The 18,659-nt window shown below is 67.2% G+C and carries 20 protein-coding genes; 15 read left to right on the top strand and 5 right to left on the bottom strand.

The features are described 5' to 3' along the window. Positions 1-46 precede the first annotated feature (46 nt). From ileS to G3I17_RS05960, 5 genes are all read left to right on the top strand, one after another. Positions 47-3,187 carry an isoleucine--tRNA ligase gene (ileS, locus tag G3I17_RS05940; protein WP_164594858.1) on the top strand — a complete coding sequence of 1,047 codons (3,141 nt, stop codon included), beginning with the start codon at positions 47-49 and terminating at the stop codon, positions 3,185-3,187. A 119-nt stretch (positions 3,188-3,306) separates the two neighbouring features. Further along, on the top strand, positions 3,307-4,284 hold the full coding sequence (locus G3I17_RS05945) for an aldo/keto reductase (RefSeq protein WP_164594860.1): 978 nt from the start codon (positions 3,307-3,309) through the stop codon (positions 4,282-4,284). Between the two features lie 65 nt (positions 4,285-4,349). Continuing rightward, complete coding sequence (locus G3I17_RS05950; RefSeq protein ID WP_164594862.1) at positions 4,350-4,802, top strand: M67 family metallopeptidase; 453 nt, start codon at positions 4,350-4,352, stop codon at positions 4,800-4,802. Position 4,803: 1 nt separating this feature from the next. Beyond that, entirely contained in the window at positions 4,804-5,082 is a 279-nt protein-coding gene (locus G3I17_RS05955; RefSeq protein ID WP_164594864.1) for a MoaD/ThiS family protein, read from the top strand. A gap of 2 nt (positions 5,083-5,084) precedes the next feature. Beyond that, positions 5,085-6,032: a cysteine synthase family protein gene (locus G3I17_RS05960; protein ID WP_164594865.1), complete on the top strand. Its 948-nt coding sequence runs from the start codon at positions 5,085-5,087 to the stop codon at positions 6,030-6,032. Positions 6,033-6,115: 83 nt separating this feature from the next. Here G3I17_RS05960 and G3I17_RS05965 read toward each other — a convergent pair whose 3' ends face one another. Beyond that, positions 6,116-6,478 (bottom strand): hypothetical protein, encoded by a 363-nt coding sequence (locus G3I17_RS05965; protein WP_164594866.1) that lies wholly within the window; start codon positions 6,476-6,478, stop codon positions 6,116-6,118. 180 nt (positions 6,479-6,658) lie between these two features. On the opposite strand from G3I17_RS05965, the gene murI reads away from it, so the two are divergent. From murI to G3I17_RS05980, 3 genes are all read left to right on the top strand, one after another. Next, positions 6,659-7,462, top strand: coding sequence for a glutamate racemase (gene murI, locus G3I17_RS05970; protein WP_164594867.1), 804 nt, complete (start codon positions 6,659-6,661; stop codon positions 7,460-7,462). A 91-nt stretch (positions 7,463-7,553) separates the two neighbouring features. Further along, positions 7,554-8,300, top strand: a complete 747-nt coding sequence (locus G3I17_RS05975; RefSeq protein WP_164594868.1) for an MBL fold metallo-hydrolase — start codon at positions 7,554-7,556, stop codon at positions 8,298-8,300. Continuing rightward, the gene (locus tag G3I17_RS05980) at positions 8,300-9,136 is read left to right on the top strand and encodes an alpha/beta hydrolase (protein ID WP_164594869.1); all 837 of its coding nucleotides are present in this window, start codon (positions 8,300-8,302) and stop codon (positions 9,134-9,136) included. Before G3I17_RS05975 ends, G3I17_RS05980 begins: the two co-directional genes overlap by 1 nt. A gap of 4 nt (positions 9,137-9,140) precedes the next feature. Here the strand turns inward: G3I17_RS05980 and G3I17_RS05985 are convergent, their stop codons facing one another. Continuing rightward, positions 9,141-10,319, bottom strand: a complete 1,179-nt coding sequence (locus G3I17_RS05985; protein WP_164594870.1) for a Gfo/Idh/MocA family oxidoreductase — start codon at positions 10,317-10,319, stop codon at positions 9,141-9,143. Positions 10,320-10,464: 145 nt separating this feature from the next. On the opposite strand from G3I17_RS05985, the gene G3I17_RS05990 reads away from it, so the two are divergent. The 5 genes from G3I17_RS05990 (at position 10,465) to G3I17_RS39690 (ending at position 13,879) form a co-directional block, all read left to right on the top strand. Continuing rightward, on the top strand, positions 10,465-11,310 hold the full coding sequence (locus tag G3I17_RS05990; RefSeq protein WP_203589790.1) for an SGNH/GDSL hydrolase family protein: 846 nt from the start codon (positions 10,465-10,467) through the stop codon (positions 11,308-11,310). 10 nt (positions 11,311-11,320) lie between these two features. Next, positions 11,321-12,037 (top strand): ribonuclease PH, encoded by a 717-nt coding sequence (gene rph / locus G3I17_RS05995; protein ID WP_164594871.1) that lies wholly within the window; start codon positions 11,321-11,323, stop codon positions 12,035-12,037. Next, positions 12,034-12,639: an RdgB/HAM1 family non-canonical purine NTP pyrophosphatase gene (gene rdgB / locus G3I17_RS06000; RefSeq protein ID WP_164594872.1), complete on the top strand. Its 606-nt coding sequence runs from the start codon at positions 12,034-12,036 to the stop codon at positions 12,637-12,639. The genes rph and rdgB overlap by 4 nt, the downstream gene beginning before the upstream one ends. Position 12,640: 1 nt before the next feature. Further along, complete coding sequence (locus G3I17_RS06005; RefSeq protein WP_164594873.1) at positions 12,641-13,225, top strand: hypothetical protein; 585 nt, start codon at positions 12,641-12,643, stop codon at positions 13,223-13,225. 96 nt (positions 13,226-13,321) lie between these two features. Then, positions 13,322-13,879, top strand: coding sequence for a hypothetical protein (locus G3I17_RS39690; protein ID WP_203589791.1), 558 nt, complete (start codon positions 13,322-13,324; stop codon positions 13,877-13,879). Positions 13,880-14,060: 181 nt separating this feature from the next. Here G3I17_RS39690 and G3I17_RS06015 read toward each other — a convergent pair whose 3' ends face one another. From G3I17_RS06015 to G3I17_RS06025, 3 genes are read right to left on the bottom strand one after another with little or no spacing between them, the layout of a single operon-like run. Further along, positions 14,061-15,071 carry a site-specific integrase gene (locus tag G3I17_RS06015; RefSeq protein ID WP_164594874.1) on the bottom strand — a complete coding sequence of 337 codons (1,011 nt, stop codon included), beginning with the start codon at positions 15,069-15,071 and terminating at the stop codon, positions 14,061-14,063. Further along, positions 15,068-15,517, bottom strand: coding sequence for a hypothetical protein (locus tag G3I17_RS06020; protein WP_164594875.1), 450 nt, complete (start codon positions 15,515-15,517; stop codon positions 15,068-15,070). The genes G3I17_RS06015 and G3I17_RS06020 overlap by 4 nt, the downstream gene beginning before the upstream one ends. A 57-nt stretch (positions 15,518-15,574) precedes the next feature. Beyond that, positions 15,575-16,033, bottom strand: coding sequence for a hypothetical protein (locus G3I17_RS06025; protein ID WP_164594876.1), 459 nt, complete (start codon positions 16,031-16,033; stop codon positions 15,575-15,577). 360 nt (positions 16,034-16,393) lie between these two features. On the opposite strand from G3I17_RS06025, the gene G3I17_RS06030 reads away from it, so the two are divergent. Together G3I17_RS06030 and G3I17_RS06035 are read left to right on the top strand one after the other, a co-directional pair. After that, entirely contained in the window at positions 16,394-18,202 is a 1,809-nt protein-coding gene (locus G3I17_RS06030) for a long-chain fatty acid--CoA ligase (protein WP_164594877.1), read from the top strand. Continuing rightward, positions 18,202-18,627 (top strand): hypothetical protein, encoded by a 426-nt coding sequence (locus tag G3I17_RS06035; RefSeq protein WP_164594878.1) that lies wholly within the window; start codon positions 18,202-18,204, stop codon positions 18,625-18,627. Before G3I17_RS06030 ends, G3I17_RS06035 begins: the two co-directional genes overlap by 1 nt. Positions 18,628-18,659: the final 32 nt, after the last annotated feature.

Below are 18,659 nucleotides of genomic sequence, written 5' to 3' on the forward strand. Positions count from 1 at the left end.
GGTAATCGTCGAGCGCCGGTGGCGGCGACCCGCATACCATCGGCGAATGAGCTACCCCAAGGCCGGCAAGACCCGACTGACCGCGAGTCCGGAGTTCCCGCAGCTCGAGCGTGACGTGCTCGAATACTGGGAGACGGACGGGACGTTCATTGCGTCGGTCGAGCAACGGGCGGCTGGTACGGACGGGGCGAACGAGTTCGTTTTCTATGACGGGCCGCCGTTTGCCAACGGGCTGCCGCATTACGGGCATCTGCTGACGGGGTACGTGAAGGACGTCGTGCCGCGGTACCAGACGATGCGCGGGCATCGGGTCGAGCGGCGGTTCGGGTGGGACACGCATGGGCTGCCGGCCGAGTTGGAGGCGCAGCGGGTGCTGGGGCTGAAGACGAAGGCCGAGATCCTCGAGCTGGGGATCGAGAAGTTCAACCAGGCCTGCCGGGACTCGGTGCTCAAGTACACCGGCGAGTGGCAGGCCTATGTCACCCGGCAGGCGCGGTGGGTCGACTTCGGGAACGACTACAAGACGCTCAATCGCGACTATATGGAGTCGGTGATCTGGGCGTTCAAGACGCTGTACGACAAGGGCCTGGTGTACGAAGGCCTCCGGGTGCTGCCGTACTGCTGGAACGACGAGACGCCGCTGTCCAACCACGAGCTGCGGATGGACGACGATGTCTACCAGCCGCGGCAGGATCCGTCGGTGACCGTCGCGGTGGTGCTGGAGACGGGCGAGCGGCTGCTCGCCTGGACCACCACACCATGGACGCTGCCGAGCAACCTGGCGATGGCGGTCGGGCCGGACATCGACTACGTCGTCGTGAACGATGCCGAGGGCCGGCCGACCGTGCTGGCCGAGGCGCGGCTTTCGGCGTACACGGAAGAACACGGCGGCGTGGCCGGCCTCGGCGACGAGGTGGTCCGCCGGTTGAAGGGGGCCGAGCTGATCGGCCGCCGGTACACGCCGTTGTTCGACTTCTTCGCGGACGCCTCGAAGTGGGGGACCGGGAACGCCTTCCAGGTGATCGCGGCCGACCACGTCACCACGGAGAACGGCACCGGCGTGGTGCACATGGCTCCGGCGTACGGCGAGGAGGACCAGCTCGCCTGCGACGCGGTCGGCATCCCGACGCTGCTGACGGTCGATGACGGGGCTCGCTTCACCACCGTGGTTCCGCCGTACGCCGGGCAGCACGTGTTCGACGCGAACCGGCCGATCATCCGCGATCTGCGTGCCGCCGGGGCACTCGTTCGCGAGGACAGCTATGTGCACAGCTACCCGCACTGCTGGCGGTGCCGCAACCCGCTGATCTACAAGGCGGTGTCGAGCTGGTTCGTCGAGGTGACCCGGATCCGGGACCGGATGGTCGAGCTGAACGAGCAGATCACCTGGGTGCCGGAGCACGTCAAGCACGGGCAGTTCGGCAAGTGGCTGGAGAACGCGCGTGACTGGTCGATCAGCCGGAACCGGTTCTGGGGTTCGCCGATCCCGGTCTGGCGGTCGGACGATCCGGCGTACCCGCGGATCGACGTGTACGGCTCGGTCGAGGAGCTGGAGCGCGACTTCGGCGTCGCCGTACCGGACCTGCACCGCCCGTACGTCGATGAGCTGACCCGGCCGAATCCCGACGACCCGACCGGGCGGTCGACGATGCGCCGGGTGGCCGACGTCCTGGACGTCTGGTTCGACTCGGGGTCGATGAGTTTCGCCCAGGTGCACTATCCGTTCGAGAACACGGACTGGTTCGAGCATCATTTCCCGGGCGACTTCATCGTCGAGTACATCGGCCAGACCCGCGGCTGGTTCTACACGATGCACATCCTGGCGACTGCGCTGTTCGACCGGCCGGCCTTCTCGTCGTGCCTTTCGCACGGGATCGTGCTCGGCAGCGACGGGCAGAAGATGAGCAAGTCGCTGCGGAACTACCCGGACGTGCGGGAGGTGTTCGACCGCGACGGCGCGGACGCGATGCGCTGGTTCCTGATGTCGAGCCCGATCCTGCGCGGCGGCAACCTGGTCGTCACCGAGCAGGGGATCCGCGACGGCGTCCGGCAGGTGATGATCCCGCTGTGGAACGCCTGGTACTTCTTCGGGCTCTACGCGAACGCGGCGTCGGCCACGGCTGTTCGGTCCGCGTCATCGGAGGTCGAGCTCGACCGCTATCTGCTGGCCCGGTTGCGGGTATTCGTCGGTGAGGTGGAGGAGCGGCTCGATCGGTACGACATCGCGTCGGCGTGCGAGTCGATGGTCAGCTATCTGGAGGTGCTGACGAACTGGTACATCCGGCGGTCGCGCGAGCGCTTCTGGGATGACCAGGGCGCGACTTTCCAGGACGCCCTGAACACCCTCTACACGGCGCTCGAAGTGGTCACCCGGACGGTGGCGCCGCTGCTGCCGCTGACGGCCGAGGAGATCTGGCGCGGGCTGACGGGTGGGCGGTCTGTGCATCTGACCGACTGGCCGTCAGTGGACGAGCTTCCATCAGACGATGCTTTGGTGGCACGGATGGAGCGCGTGCGGGAGGTCTGCTCGGTCGCCTCGGCCCTGCGCAAGGCCGAGGGCATCCGCGGCCGGCAGCCGCTGCAAACGGTGACTGTCGCCACGCCTGATGCGAAGTCGCTGGAGCAGTTGGTACCGATCCTGCGCGCGGAGATCAACGTGCAGGACGTCGTACTGACCGAGATCCACGAGGTGGACGCCCCGGTCTCCCAAAAGCTGACCGTGAACGCCCGCGCCGCCGGCCCGAGGCTGGGCCGTGAGGTTCAGTCGGTGATCAAGGCATCGAAGAGCGGTGACTGGTCGGTCTCACCCGACGGTGTCGTGGTGGCCGGCGGCATCACCCTGCAGGAGGGCGAGTACACCCTGGAGACCGTCCTCGCAGACGGCGCCGACCACGCCCAACAGGCGAGCGGACTGCTGTCCGACGGCGGTTTCGTGATGCTAGACCTCCACCTCACCCCGGCGCTCGAACGCGAGGGAATCGCCCGCGACGTCATCCGCCTGATCCAGCAGGCCCGCCGCGGCGCAGGCCTCGACATCACCGACCGCATCCAGCTGCGGCTGAGCGCGGATGCCGCAACCCGCGAGGCGATCGAGGAGCACCGAGAGACGCTGATGGCAGAAACCCTGTCCCAGACCCTCGATGTCACCGAAGGCAACGAGCTCGCCATCACACTGGCCAAGACCTGACCCCACCCTCCGTCGAGCGAAGCCCGACACCCCGGCAGGCGAGCAGAGCCGGATTCCCCGCCCACCCCGCCCGGTGGAGCCGCTTCTATCCACCTACCGCGGCGCATAGGGTTGACGGTATGGAGAAGCGGACGTTAGGGCGTACTGGGCGTGAGGTTGGCGTGGTCGGGCTTGGGGCCTGGCAGTTGGGTGCTGACTGGGGTGAGGTTGACGAGAGTGACGCGGTCAACGTGTTGAACTCGGCGATCGAGGGTGGGGTCACCTTCATCGATACGGCTGATGTGTACGGCGACGGGCGGAGCGAGCGGCTGGTCGGGCAGGTGCTCAAGGAGCACCCGGAGCTGACCGTGGCGACCAAGATGGGTCGCCGGGTCGAGCAGCGGCCGGAGAACTACAACCTGGACGCCTTCCGCGCCTGGAACGACCGCTCCCGTGAGAACCTCGGCGTCGACACGATCGACCTGGTCCAGCTGCACTGCCCGCCGACGCCGGTCTACTCGACCGACGCGGTCTTCGACGCGCTCGACACGTTGGTGGCCGAGGGGCGCATCTCGGCGTACGGGGTGAGTGTGGAGACCTGTGAGGAAGCGCTGACCGCGATCGCCCGGCCGAACGTCGCATCCGTGCAGATCATCCTCAACGCCTTCCGCCTCAAGCCCCTCGACGAGGTGCTCCCCGCCGCCGAGCGGGCCGGCGTCGGCATCATCGCCCGGGTCCCGCTGGCGAGCGGCCTGCTGTCCGGCAAGTACGACGAGAACACCACCTTCGGCGCGGACGACCATCGCAACTACAACCGCAAGGGCGAGGCCTTCGACGTCGGCGAGACGTTCTCCGGGGTCGACTTCGAGACCGGCCTGGAGGCGGTCAAACGCCTCATCCCGCTCGTTCCCGAGAACGCCACGATGGCCCAGTTCGCGCTCCGCTGGATCCTCGACCAGCCCGGCGTCAGTGTCGTCATCCCCGGCGCCCGCAACCCGCAGCAGGTGGCCGGCAACGTCGGCGCCGCAGCCCTGGCCCCGCTCACGGCAGGCGAGCTGAAGGTCGTCCAGACCGTGTACGACGAGCTGATCCGCCCGCAGGTCCACGACCGCTGGTAGTCCACATACTGGACGCGCCCCCCTGGTTGTCAGGGGGGCGTCAGCCCGCTCCGTATCGTGGAGGCGTGCTCACCATCGACCAGGCCACGTACGACGAGATCGTGGCGCACGCGCGCCGGGACCATCCGGACGAGGCCTGTGGCGTGGTCGCCGGGCCGGCCGGGTCGGACCGGCCGGAGCGGTTCATCCCGATGCTGAACGCGGCGATGTCGCCGACGTTCTACGAGTTCGACTCGGGTGACTTGTTCCGGTTGTACAAGGAGATGGACGAGCGCGACGAGGAACCGGTCGTGATCTACCACTCGCACACGGCCACCGAGGCCTATCCCTCGCGGACCGACATCAACCTGGCCGGCGAGCCCGGCGCGCACTACGTGCTGGTCTCCACCCGCGACGGCGCGGACTCGCCGTCGTACGACGGGCCGGTGCAGTTCCGGTCGTACCGGATCATCGACGGCGCGGTCACCGAAGAAGAGGTCAAGGTCGTGGCGGACCACAGCAACCAAGGAGACAACTGACATGGCGATCGAGCTTCGCGTCCCGACCATCCTGCGCACCTACACCGGGGGCGAGAAGGCGGTGAACGGGGACGGCAGCACGCTGGCCGAGTTCCTCGACAACGTGAACGGCGCCCACCCGGGCCTGAAGGAGCGGATCGTGGAGGGTGAGCCGGAGGAGCTGCGCCGGTTCGTCAACGTCTACGTGAACGACGAGGACGTCCGCTTCACCGGCGGCCTGACCACCGGCGTCAAGGACGGCGACGTGGTCGTCGTACTGCCCGCGGTCGCCGGCGGCTGACCGTGCGTTTCGACAACCTGCTCGACTCGGTCGGCGGTACTCCGCTGGTCGGCCTGCCGAAGCTCTCGCCCTCGGGTGACGTGCGGCTGTGGGCCAAGCTGGAGGACCACAACCCGACCGGGTCGATCAAGGACCGGGCTGCGCTGCGGATGCTGCTCGACGCCGAGAAGGACGGCCGGCTCCGGCCGGGCAACACGATTCTCGAGCCGACGTCGGGCAACACCGGCATCTCACTGGCGATGGCGGCCAAGCTGCGCGGCTACCGGATGGTCTGCGTGATGCCGGAGAACACCTCGCTGGAGCGCCGGCAGATCCTGCGGATGTGGGGCGTGGAGATCATCTCCTCACCCGCCGCGGGTGGTTCGAACGAGGCGGTCCGGGTCGCCAAGCAGGTCGCCGAGGAGCACCCGGACTGGGTGATGCTCTACCAGTACGGCAATCCCTCGAACGCGGCCGCGCACTACGACGGCACCGCGCGCGAGATCTTCACCGATCTGCCGTCGGTGACGCACTTCGTCGCCGGCCTCGGCACCACCGGCACGCTGATGGGCGTGGGCCGGTTCTTCCGCGAGCACAAACCCGAAGTGCGGATCGTCGCCGCCGAGCCCCGGTACGGCGAACTGGTCTACGGCCTGCGCAACCTGGACGAGGGCTTCGTCCCCGAGCTGTACGACCCGTCGCTGATCGACGCCCGCTTCTCGGTCGGCCCCCGGGACGCTGTCCGCCGGGTCCGTGAACTCCTCGACAACGAAGGCATCTTCGCCGGTATCTCGACGGGCGCGATCCTGCACGCGGCGCTGGGCCAGGCAGCCAAGTGCATCCAGGACGGCGAGAAGGCCGACATCGCTTTCGTGGTCGCCGATGGCGGCTGGAAGTACTTGTCGACCGGCGCCTACGAAGGCACCATCGACGAGGCCGAAGACCGCCTCGAAGGCCAGCTTTGGGCCTAGCGGCTGGGCTTGGCGGCTGCGCTTGGCGGCCGGGCGGATCCGTCCGGCCGCGGGCGGGCGGCGGCGGACGGGGACGAGCTCGGTCAGGTCTTGAAGAGCACTTTTCTTCCTATCCGGGGATGGACGCCCCGGCCCTTGCAGCTGCTGCAGGGACGCTGGGCGTAGCTGAACACGTAGCCCTTGTGCCGGCCGGCGCCGTTGCAGCGATTGCATTTCGCGTTCGGGTGCAGGGACAACGAGACGAGGTAGAGGGCGAAGGCGGCGAGCGCGACCAGTAGCAGCAGGCCTATCGGGCCGATCGCCGACGCGAGGTCGGCGCTGGGACTGGACGTGTTCGTCTCCACAGCCTGACCGGCGGCAGAGCCTGCCACCGCGGCGTTGCTGGGGTGCGGGTTCGGTGCACCGGTGGTGGTGTGAGCCACCGCGATCTGGACCACCAGGTTCATGGCATCGCTAGGGGCGGTTGGAAACACATCCGATAAGAGTGGCCTGCGTCACGTCACATTGCAATTCCTGAGAGTAAAGATGTGGATAACTCCGGCGTGTCGTTCTGCGAAGCTAGGTAAGCCTTACTTCAACTCTGCCCGGTAACGGCATTCCAGGCCTGCAGGGCTAGAGTTCGGAGCGTGGCAGACGCACCGATCGGCATCTTCGACTCAGGGTTCGGCGGGCTCACGGTGACGCGGTCGGTGCTCGACCAGTTGCCGCACGAGCCGATCCTGTACCTGGGTGACACCGCCCGCCAGCCGTACGGCCCGAAGCCGATCGCCGAGGTCCGCGAGTACGCGCTGGAATGCCTGGACCACCTGGTCGAGGCCGGCGTGAAGATGCTCGTGATCGCCTGCAACTCGGCCAGCGCCGCGATGCTCAGGGACGCCCGCGAGCGGTACGACGTACCGGTGGTCGAGGTGATCCTGCCGGCCGCCAGGCGCGCCGTTGCGGCGACCCGGAGTCAGCAGGTCGGCGTGATCTGCACGCAGGCAACGGCGACATCCCTTGCCTACGAGGACGCTTTCGCCGCCGCTCCCCAGGTTCACCTGCTGACACAGGCCTGCCCGAGCTTCGTGGACTTCGTCGAGGCCGGGGTGACGTCGGGGCCGGAGCTGCTCGCCGCCGCCCACGAGTACCTCGATCCGCTGGTCGAGGCCGGCGTCGACACGCTCATCCTCGGCTGCACCCACTACCCGTTGCTGACCGGCGTCATCTCGTACGTGATGGGTGACAACGTCAGCCTGGTCAGCAGTGCGGAGGAGTGCGCCAAAGATGTATACCGTGTGCTCACCAAGAGCGGGCTGCTCCGGCCCGACGACCTCCCCGCGCCCCGGCACCGGTTCGTCACCACCGGCAGCCCGGAGGAGTTCGCCTCGATCGGCACCCGCTTCCTCGGTCCGGTGATCTCGGGCGTCGACCAGTTCGCCTGGGTCCGCTGACGATGCGGCCGGCCCGCCAGAGGATTTGGTTGCCCTCGGCGACGCTCTGGTCGCTCTGCGAAGTCGGCAACCCGCCGGTAATGTTCAAGATATGAAGCTCACTGTGCTCGGCTGCTCCGGGTCCGTCCCCGGGCCAGACTCGCCTGCTTCGAGCTATCTGGTCACCGCCGACGGGTTCAACCTCATTCTCGATCTCGGCAGCGGCGCGCTGGGCGCGCTGCAACGCCACCTGTCCGTGCCGGAAATCGGCGCGATCGCCTTGTCCCACCTACATCCCGACCACTGCATGGATCTGTGCGGGCTGTACGTCGCGGCGAAGTACTCGCCGTCGTCGCCGCTGCCCAGGATCCCCGTCTACGGCCCCCCGGGGTCCGCTGAGCGGATGGCGCTCGCGTACGACCTGCCGCTGGATCCGGGGATGGAAGAAGAGCTGGAGTTCCATACCTGGCAGGACATCCAGCGGATCGGGCCGTTCACCGTCCGCACTCTGCCGATGGTGCATCCGGTACCGGCGTACGCGATCCGCGTTGAGTACGGCAACAAGTCCATCGTGTACTCCGGCGACACCGGCCCCAACGACGGGCTGATCGAGCTGGCCCGCGGAGCCGACCTGATGCTGTGCGAGGCCGCGCTGCGCGACGACGACCCGAACAACCCACCGGACCTGCACCTGACGCCCGCCGACGCGGGCGAACACGCCAAACGCGCCGGGGCGAAACGCCTCGTCATCACCCACGTCCCACCCTGGTTCGACCGCGAAACCCAGGGAATAGGGGCCCGCCGCACCTACCCGGGAGAGGTTCTCATCGCCACCCCGAACGCCACCTTCGAGATCTAGTGGACCTCGTCACCCTGTCTGACGGCATCCGCCTGCGCACCTGGACCACCGGCGTCGCAACCAAAACCCCGCCGGTGGTCCTGCTGCACGGCGGCCCCGGCCTCTGGGACTACCTCGAGCCAGTCGCCGCCATGCTGGACGATCTGACCATCGTGCACCGCTTCGACCAGCGCGGCTGCGGTGGCTCCGATCCGTCCGGGAACCAAACGATGCAACGCCTTCAGGACGACGTCGAGGAGCTCCGGCGGTACTGGGGATACGACCAGATCGTTGTCCTCGGCCACTCTTTCGGCGCGAAGCTCGCGGTGAACTACGCTGCCGCCCACCCGCAGCAGGTCGCCAAGGTCGGCCACTTCAGTGGGGTCGGCATCGGCGACTGGCACACGCTTTACTACGAGGAGCAAGGGCGCCGGATGACCGCCGAGCAGCTGCAACGGCTGACTGCGCTGCAGCAGAAAACGCGAACCGCCGCAGAGGAAACCGAGTTTCGCGCCCTGAGCTGGTTCACCGATCATGCTGATCGCAGGAGTGCGTGGGCCTGGGCTCTCGAGGATGCCGACGTGCCGTTCCCGATCAACTTCGCCGCGAACCGGGCGCTCAGTGGCGAGGCCGACGCGGTGCCCGACGACGAGTTGGCCGCTCACGTCAGGGGTCTGACCATGCCGGTGTGGTTCATCCACGGCGCAGGGGACCCGCGCCCGGTGAGCGCAGTACAGGAGCTTGCGAAGCACGCACCGGGTCATGAGTTTCGCTTGATCGAAGGCGCCGGCCACTCGCCTTGGCGTGAGCGGCCGGACGCGCTTCGTCAAGTATTGAAGGAATTTCTCGCCGGCTAGTGAGCTAGCGGGTCTGGCCGCGGTCGAAGTACTCGATCAAGGCCGGGTCCAGCGGCGGGACGTCGATCGGGGCGCCGCCGGTGCGGAGCGAGGTGGTCGCCGCATAGCCGGCCGCGACCGCCGCACGCGCCGCGACCGCCGAGGTCAAGGTGGCACCGCCATCGCGGACGAAGCCGATGAACTCCGCCACCAGTCGCGGGTCGGCCCCGGCGTGACCGCCTTCGGCGTCGGGGATCTCGACCACCTGGTCGGCGTCCTCGCGGTAGCCGGAGCGCCTGCTGTTCCACACCTTGACGACGTCGCCCGGTCCGTCGCCGAAGTTCTCCAGCCGGCCCGCCGTGCCGATCACCGTGTAGTTGCGCCAGTAGTCCGGCGTGTAGTGGCACTGCTGGTAGGTGAGGAAAACGCCGTTGTCCAGTTGGAGATTGGCCATCGACAGGTCCTCGACGTCCATCACCGGCGCCATCCCGGTCTGCGACAGCGGCGGCCAGTTGTCCTCCGAGACGAACTCCGAGAAGCGTTGCCCGGAGCGATCCTGGCGGTCCTCGATCCCGCCGTACACGGTGAGGCCGCCGAGCGCGTTCGCCCGGGTCGTGTAGCCGCCGGCCAGCCAGTGCATCACGTCGATGTCGTGGGCACCCTTCTGCAGCAACAGGCTGGTACTGCGCCTGCGGTCGGCGTGCCAGTCCTTGAAGTAGAAGTCGCCACCGTGGCCGACGAAGTGCCGGCACCAGATCGCCTTGACCTCACCGATCGCGCCGGCCTGGATGAGGTCGCGCATCGTCAGGACGACGGGCATGTGGCGCATGTTGTGTCCGACGTACAGGCGGGTGCCGCTCTCGTACGCCGCTTGCAGCACCCGGTCGCAGCCCGAGGTGGTGATGGCCAGCGGCTTCTCCACGAAGACGGGGACGCCGGCCTGGAGGAAGTCGATCGCGGGGTCCTCGTGCAGGTCGTCGGGGGTGGTGATGAAGACGCCGTCCAGCTTCAGATCGAGCAGGTCGCGATGGTCGGCGTACGCCTGCGCTTCCGGGTACTCCGTCAGCGCGGCCTCCCGTTGCCCCTCGACGGGATCGCAGAGCGCGACGATCCGGGACCCCTCGCCGGGGGAGTGGGCGTGCTTGGCGAGCCGGCTCCGGGCGCCGAGCCCCACCACGCCGAACCGAAGGTCTTCTGAACTCATGCGAGCAACTCCTGCACGTAGGTGATTGCTAAACCCTATGTCTGAACAGTTCCGATCTTCAACACCCCTCTGATCCCGAGGTGTCAACCAAGCGGTCATCTCAGGCTCACGCAGACATCGGACAGCACCGTCACCATGATGGAATGTGAGCCTCCACTATGTGGCACTGGGCGACTCGACCACCGTGGGTGTCGGGGACCCGATGAACGGCAGTACAACCGACCTATCCGGTGCCGGTGCGCGCCCGGGGGAGGGGTGGCGGGGCTGGGCCTCGCTGCTCGCCGACTCCCTGGGCAGCTCCCACCGTGTGACGTTCTCCAACTTCGCCAAAAGCGGCGCCACCGCGCCGATGGTGGCGGCCGACCAACTCCCGTCGACGGGCACCGGCCCGATCGACCTCGCCTCCCTGATCGTCGGTGTCAATGACACGATGCGATCGGGCTTCGACCCGGGCCAGATCCGCGACTGCCTCCAGCACTGCGCGGAGCAGTTGACCGGGCGCGGCGCCACCTTGCTGACCGTCCGGTTCCACGATCACGGCCAGGTGTTCGGCCTGCCGGCGTGGTTGCGCCAACCGCTGTGGCGCCGGATCGAGCAGGTCAACGCCGTGTACGACGAACTGCACGCCCGGTACGGCGGAATCCGGATCGACATGGCCGACTACCCCGAGGTCTACCGCCGCGACTTCTGGAGTGTCGACCGGCTACACCCCGGCGAACGCGGTCATCGCCGGCTGGCCCGGGCCTTCGCCGACGAGCTGCACCGACAGGGGCTGCCGATCGCAGTACCGCCTGCGCTGGATTGTGTGGGGCAGGCGCCGTCCAAGTGGGCGGATGCGGTCTGGATGGTCCGTGAGGGCGTTCCCTGGCTGGGCCGCCGGGCCGGTGACCTGACGCCGTGGGCTGCCCGGATGGCGCTCAGCCAGTTCCGGCCCGTGGGCTTATCCACAGGCCAGGCTGTCGATGCGGAGGTGGAGCGCATTCGGGCATAGGGTTTCCGGCATGGCTCGTATCGATGGACGTACCCCTGATCAGCTTCGGCCGGTGACCCTGACCCGCAAGTGGCTCGACCACGCCGAGGGGTCGGTGCTGGTGGAGTTCGGCCGGACCCGGGTGCTCTGCGCGGCCAGCGTGACCGAAGGCGTGCCGCGGTGGCGCAAGGGGTCCGGCCTGGGCTGGGTGAGCGCGGAGTACGCGATGCTCCCGCGCTCGACGAACACGCGCTCGGACCGCGAGTCGGTGAAGGGCCGGATCGGCGGCCGGACGCACGAGATCTCCCGGCTGATCGGCCGTTCGCTGCGCGCCGTGATCGACTACAAGGCACTCGGCGAGAACACGATCCTGCTCGACTGCGACGTGCTGCAGGCCGACGGCGGCACCCGGACGGCCGCCATCACCGGCGCGTACGTCGCGCTGGCCGACGCGGTCTCCTATCTGCGCGACCGTAAGGCGCTCAAGGGCGAGCCGCTGACCGGCTCGGTCTCCGCGGTGTCGGTCGGCATCATCGACGGCGCCCCGATGCTCGACCTCTGCTACGAGGAGGACGTCCGGGCCGAGACCGACATGAACCTGGTGCTCACCGGCGACGGCAAGTTCATCGAGGTGCAGGGCACCGCCGAGGGCGCGCCGTTCGACCGCGAAGAGCTGAACAGCCTGCTGGACCTCGGTATCGCGGGCTGCGCCGACCTCACGAAGCTGCAGCTGGAGGCGCTCGCGTGACCAAGGTGCTACTGGCCTCCAACAACCAGAAGAAGCTCGCGGAGCTCCAGCGCATCCTCGCGCCGATCGTGCCCGGCATCGAGGTGCTCGGGCTGGGCGACGTCGCGGCGTACGACGAGCCGGCCGAGACCGAGCCGACCTTCGAGGGCAACGCGTTGCTGAAGGCGCATGCAGCGCTGGCCGCGACCGGCCTGCCGTCGATCGCGGACGACAGCGGCATCTGCGTCGACGCGCTGAACGGGATGCCCGGCGTCCTGTCGGCCCGCTGGTCGGGCCCGGCCAAGGACAACCACGCGAACAACGTACTGCTCCTCGGCCAGCTGGAAGACGTTCCCGACGAGCGCCGGGGCGGGTCCTTCGTGGCCGCTGTCGCGTTCGTCCAGGAGGGCGCCGACGACGTCATCGTCCGCGGCGAGATGCCCGGTTCGGTGATCCGCGAGCTGCGCGGCACCGGCGGTTTCGGCTACGACGTGCTCTTCCAGGCGGAGGGGTACGACCGCACCACGGCCGAGTTGTCGGTCGAGGAGAAGGACGCGATCAGCCACCGCGGCAAGGCGCTGCGCGAACTGGCACCGATCGTGGCGAAAGCACTGGAGGCTTGACATGTTGTTCGCTGGACCAGACAAAGACGGCGTCGAGGCCGGCAAGATCACCGCGGCGTACCGGCGGTGGGCCGAGGCGCGCGTCGTCGAGGGCCGGATCTACCGGACCAACGCCGGCCGGATCGAGATCAAGAGCGTCCGGGAGGTCAACCCGGACCTGATCTCCGACTACGACGACGACATCTTCGCCGCCGACCGGCAGAACGCCAGGGACGTCCGCCGCCGGCTGCGCGGCAACGAGGACTGGCCGACCTTCCTGATCAAGTTCCACCTGGTCGAAGGCGCGGACCCCCGCGAGGAGCTGGCCGCCACCGCGGAGCTGACCCCCGAAGACCTCGAGGACCTCCGCGCCCGCCTGGCCAAGCTCGACGAGCTGAGCCGCCACGGCGTCTGGACCACCGCGATCCTGCAGAAGATCCAGGCCAGCCCCGCCACCCGGGCCGGCGACCTGGCCGCCGACTTCGGCCGCGACACGGCGAGCTTCAAGCTCGACGTCCGCAAACTGAAGAACCTGGGTCTGACCTACAGTCTCGAAACGGGCTACGAGCTCAGCCCCCGAGGCGCGGCCTATCTCGCCTCGCTCTGACCAAGCGTCACGATCCAGCCCAGCTACTAGGCAGCACCAACACACAGCGTTACCGTGACTCCCATCCCGAGGGGGCTCGGGGACGAGGGGAGAAGCATGTCTCAGGAGTATCCGGACCAGCCTTACGGGGAGCGGGACCGGCCGCAGGACCAGTCGGAGCAGGCACCGCTGCCGCAAGCGCCGATTCTTCCTTCGCAGGCCGAGCAGCCGGGCGGTCCGCAGTACGGGAACTACCCGGTGCCGCAGCAGCCGAACTACCCGGTGCCGCACCAGCCCGGCTACCCCGTGCCGCAGCAGCCCGGATACCCGCCGCAACCCGGATACCCGCAGCAGCCGGGCTACCCGCCGCAGGCTGGTTATCCGCAGCAGCAGATGTACCCGCAGCAGTACGGCGTGGGCTACCCGCAGCAGCAGGTAGCGGCGAAGAACCCGGGGCTGGCGCTGGTCGCGTCGTTCTTCATCCCCGGCCTCGGCTCGCTGATCAACGGCAACGTCGGGATCGGGATCGCCATCATGATCGCCTACTTCGTGTCCTGGCTGCTCGTCTTCGTCCTGATCGGCATCCCGATGGTGTTCCTGGTCTGGATCTGGGGAATGGTCGACGCCTACCAGAGCGCCAAGAAGTGGAACATCGCGCACGGCATCCTCAGTTAGCGAACTGCCGGCTTGTGCCAGAGGCGGGACACCAGCACGAATCCGCGGCATACCTGCGCAATGCAGGTAGTCATGACGGTGAGATTAGCAGCGAATCGCTCTGACAGCGCGGCCGTGCCGTCGCCCTGTGGAGGGGTGCGTGCTGGGTGTCGAAGCGTGTTCGATCGACGCCCAGCGTGGCTCAGTTGCCGGCGAGAGGGTGCGGTTCGCCGGTGAGGGCAGCAAGGGCCGTCGCGATCTCGGGAAGACTCGCGCGAACGTAGGTAGCGGTGGCTCCGGCGTTCGCGTTGTCGGAGTGACCTGCGTAAGCGCGGGCTGTTGCGTAGCCGAAGTTTCGTTCGACCCAGGTGAGCGTTGTGTGCCGCAGCCAGTGGGTAGTGATCTGCTGGGTGGCCACCCATGGCAGGTGCTTGCCGACTCGGCTCCAGAGGTAGTCGTAGCGGCGCTTGGTGATCGGTCTGCCGTTTGCGTAGCGCAGAAGTTGGCTGTCACGGGGTGTCGCACGGGTCTGTGCGTGGTGTTGCAGGTGCGCCATCAGGGTGGGGGAGACGGGCTGCCAGCGGACAGTGTCGCCCTTCTCGGCCAGTCGAACGAGGCACGGGCCGGGGTCGAGATCGGCGGGAGTGATGGCGAGTGCTCCACCCCTTCGGCAGGCAGTCTCGGTATGGAGTCTGAGGATGAGCGAGTCCAGGGCAGGATCGTTGCCAGTGGTGGCGGTGATGTGGTTGATCTGGGCGAGCTGTCCGTCCGGGATCGCTCGCCGAGTCGAGGCGAGCCTCCGGGGCTTGGCAACCTTGAGAGCTGGGTTTGTCCCGGGCGGGAGATAGCCGTCGTTCTCAGCGTGACGATAGACGCAGCGGAGTGCGGCGATCAGGTGTTCAGCCGCGGAGCGACCTCCACGTGCGTTCCGGCGGATGACGGTGCTCGAGCGGATCGTCATGGCGAAGTGTTCAATCTCGCTGGGCAAGGGCTCGTCGAGGCCGCGTTGTCCCCATCGTTCGGTGATGCGATTCCAGTACGACGAATACGCCTGACCGGTGCCGACCGAGACGGTCGCTCTGACGACCGGGATGTACTGGGCGAAAGTTGGGACCGTCGACAGGGGTACGTGCTGACTCTGCAGGAGCTGTTCAGGGGTGACACCGAGGCGCGCGAGCACGTGGCGGGCGGCTTCGATGTCGGCGCTGCTCACCCTCGCCCTGGCGGCGCCGAACCGCTCAGGATTTCGGAGAGCAGATCCATCGTGTAGACCGTCAGGCCGTGCCCTGGCATGGCCGCGACAAGCAGCCGGTCCCCGGTTGCGATGCGGCACAAGTGACGGAGATACGCAGGGATGCGGAGGTGGCCCTGCCGGGTGACGGCGTTCGGGCCACCAGGCCGTACATCGATGATCTGACGACCGTCATGAGGGACGGCGGTGATGCTGATCGGATGACCCGGTGCCAAGCCGAGAAACCGGGCAGGGGAACTATCGGCGAGCCGGCCGCGCGCGTCGATAGGGGTGACGACGCAGTGGAGCAACACGGGCACCGTCAGCGGCTGCAAGGCGACCAGCGGTAAGTTGCTGATGGCCATGACCTGCCAGCCAGCGTGCATGTGAGGGTAGGGGGTGATGGAGTCTCGTCCAGTGGCGTTCATGCTCCTCGCTCCTGCGTCACCGTCATGAAGGTTCTTGTTTGTGGCGCTTTGTCCTACTCAACGAGCTAGCTCCGAGCTCTTTGCAACCGCTGCCTTGAGCTCAGCCGCGACAAGGAGCTCCGCTCGAACGCTCTCCGGACCGTCGTGCGTGATCACATCGCGCCGCTGCTGAGGGAGGCTGGCTTCTTCCGGTCCGGTAACCGCTTCATGTTGACCGCGGCTGATGGAGGCCGAGCTCGGGTCCAGGTCCGCTCCTTCAAGCCTGGTTGGCGCGACGCCGAGTTCCAGGTGGATGCAGTCCTCAGGCCACCCGGTGTGGATGCGCTGGAGGAAGGCACGGGCTTCACCATGGGGAACGGATGGTCGTACCGGATGGGCGACCCCGATGACTCGTTGGCGATGTGGCGTTTCGATCTCGGCGACACCGCGACGATCACCGTCGTCCGCTGCGCGCTCCGCGAGTTGCGGGATCAGCTCGTCCGGTCCACTGCCGAGCGACAGAACCTGGTTGCCCACCTCCGAGACCCTGCCAACGGACTGTATCCCCACGGCAGGGCGTGGCTGATCGCGGTCGCGCTGTATGCCCGCTCGGGTCGTCAGCTGATCTTGAAGCGGCGCTGCAGGAGTGCGAGGTGCGCTTTCCAAGGCACCGCGGTACGGCCTGGATCCGGCAACAGTTGGGCGATCCAGCGCGTTCCGGTCTCCCGCAGTGATAGATGGGCCACGACAAACTTGAGGTCGATCAGCAATGTGTCTGGATGTCCTATGAATGAGTTGTGAAGGTGTCGTGAAGGTGGTTCATGACAGGTTGCACGTGCCGGGCAGCCGTGTGGTGCGCGTCAGGGTCGACGATCCATTGCCCGTGAGGAGACACAGATGCGTGAGTTCACCGTTCCTGCTGTGATCGAGTCCCCGATGATCGGTGGGCTCGCCGACGTGGTGTGGGCGAACGCGTCCTCGCATCCTGACGCCGTGGTGTTCAGCCGGCCGGTCGAGGGTGCCTGGGTCGACGTGTCCGCGGCCGAGTTCGCCGGTCAGGTGGGCGGGGTGGCGAAGGGCCTGATCGCGATTGGGGTCAAGCACGGTGATCGGGTCGCGTTGCTGAGCGCGTCTCGGTACGAGTGGAATCTGATCGATTACGCGATCTGGAGCATCGGTGCGATCACGGTGCCGATCTACGAGACGTCGTCGGCGTCGCAGATACAGTGGATCTTGGCTGACTCCGGGGCGGTCGTCGCAGTCGTCGAGAACGCTGCGCAGTGCGCCGTCGTCGAATCTGTCCGGGCCGAGACACGGGCGCTGCACGAGGTCTGGCAGATCGAGTCCGGCGCAATCGATGAACTCACAGTGCTCGGCCAGAAGACAACCGACGCCGAGTTCGACCGGTGCCGTGCTGCGGTGGTCCCCGGCGACCTGGCCACGCTGATCTACACCTCCGGCACCACCGGTCAGCCCAAGGGTTGCATGATCAGCCACGCGAACTTCATGGTCGAGGTCGGCACTGCGGTCATGGTCCAACGGGACCTGTTCGCCGTCGACGGCGCGTCCACCTTGGTGTTTCTGCCGATGGCGCATGTGTTCGCCCGGATCATCCCGATCGGTTGCATGATGATGCGTGGCCGGGTTGGGCACACGGCGGACGTGAAGAACCTGGTCGCGGATCTGGGCGAGTTCAAGCCGACCTTCATCTTGAGTGTGCCGCGGGTGTTGGAGAAGGTGTTCAACAGCGCGAGCCAGACTGCGCATGCGTCCGGTAAGGGCAAGGTTTTCGATGCCGCTGCCGCGGTCGCGGTCGCTTATTCGCGGGCGCTTGACCAGGGCGGTCCCGGTTTCGGGTTGAAGGCTAAGCATGCGCTGTTCGATCGGCTGGTGTACTCGAAGCTGCGCGACGTGCTGGGCGGCAAGGTCAAGCACGTCATTTCGGGTGGTGCCCCGTTGGGTGAGCGCCTCGGTCACTTCTTCCGCGGTATCGGCGTACCGGTCCTGGAGGGGTATGGGCTGACCGAGACCACGGCCGCGCTGGCCGTGAACCTGCCTGACGACATCCGGGTCGGTACTGTCGGCAAGCCGCTGCCGGGGGTCACGGTCGGCGTCGCCTCCGATGGCGAGCTGTGTTTCAAGGGTGGCCAGGTGATGCTCGGCTACTGGAAGAACGGCGAGGCCACTGCGGCTGCGTTCGACTCGGACGGCTGGTTCCACACCGGTGACCTCGGGGAGTTCGACAGCGACGGGTTTATCCGGATCACCGGCCGGAAGAAGGAGATCCTGGTGACGGCGGGCGGCAAGAACGTGGCCCCCGCAGTGTTGGAGGACCGGATCCGGCTGCACCCGCTGGTCAGCCAGTGCATGGTCGTTGGCGACGGTAAACCCTTCATCGCCGCCCTCGTCACCATCGACCCCGAAACCACCGGCGACTGGGCCAGCAAACACGGCAAGCCCAGGTCCTTGTCGGCCCTGGCGACCGACAAGGACCTGATCGCCGAGATCCAGCTGGCCATCGACGACGCCAATACGACTGTCTCCAAGGCCGAATCCATCAAGAAGTTCACCATCCTGGAAAACGATTGGACCCAGGAGAACGGCGAACTCTCCCTCAAACTTTCGCTGCGCCGCCATATCGTCATGAAGAGACACGCGGCAGATGTCGAAGCACTGTACGCGCATAGAAAACGAGAGGAACGATGATGGGTGCTTCTGGGTGGGACTACCGCACGCCGCATTCGACCGACCTGGCTGAGGCTCTCCGGACGCTGAGGCAGAAGGTGCTTGCTGAAGGCAACTATGTGTGGGATGACGCCGAGCCCCGTCCCGAGAATCTCGAGAGCTTCGACGAACTGTTGGAGGATGAGGAGTTCTGGGAGGAGGGCACCCATTCGATCCTCGACATCAGCAGAGTGTCCGTCGATCCTGAGAGTGAGGCGAGCACCCTCCGGCTGCTCTCCCCGGAGGAGACCAGTGATCTGTTCGGTGCCGACCAGCCGACCGTCGCCGACGTCGAAGGGAAGGACCTGTTCACCATCTACATCGAACCCTGGACCGGTGTAGCCGCAACCGTCTACGCCGACGGCGAGCCGTCCGAATACCTGATCTGGGGAATCTCAGGCGACTAGGCAGGACGGGCTGAGCGGAACGGAGTTCTCCT

Source organism: Streptomyces sp. SID13031 (genome assembly GCF_010548305.1).
Taxonomy (GTDB): Bacteria; Actinomycetota; Actinomycetes; order Propionibacteriales; family Kribbellaceae; genus Kribbella.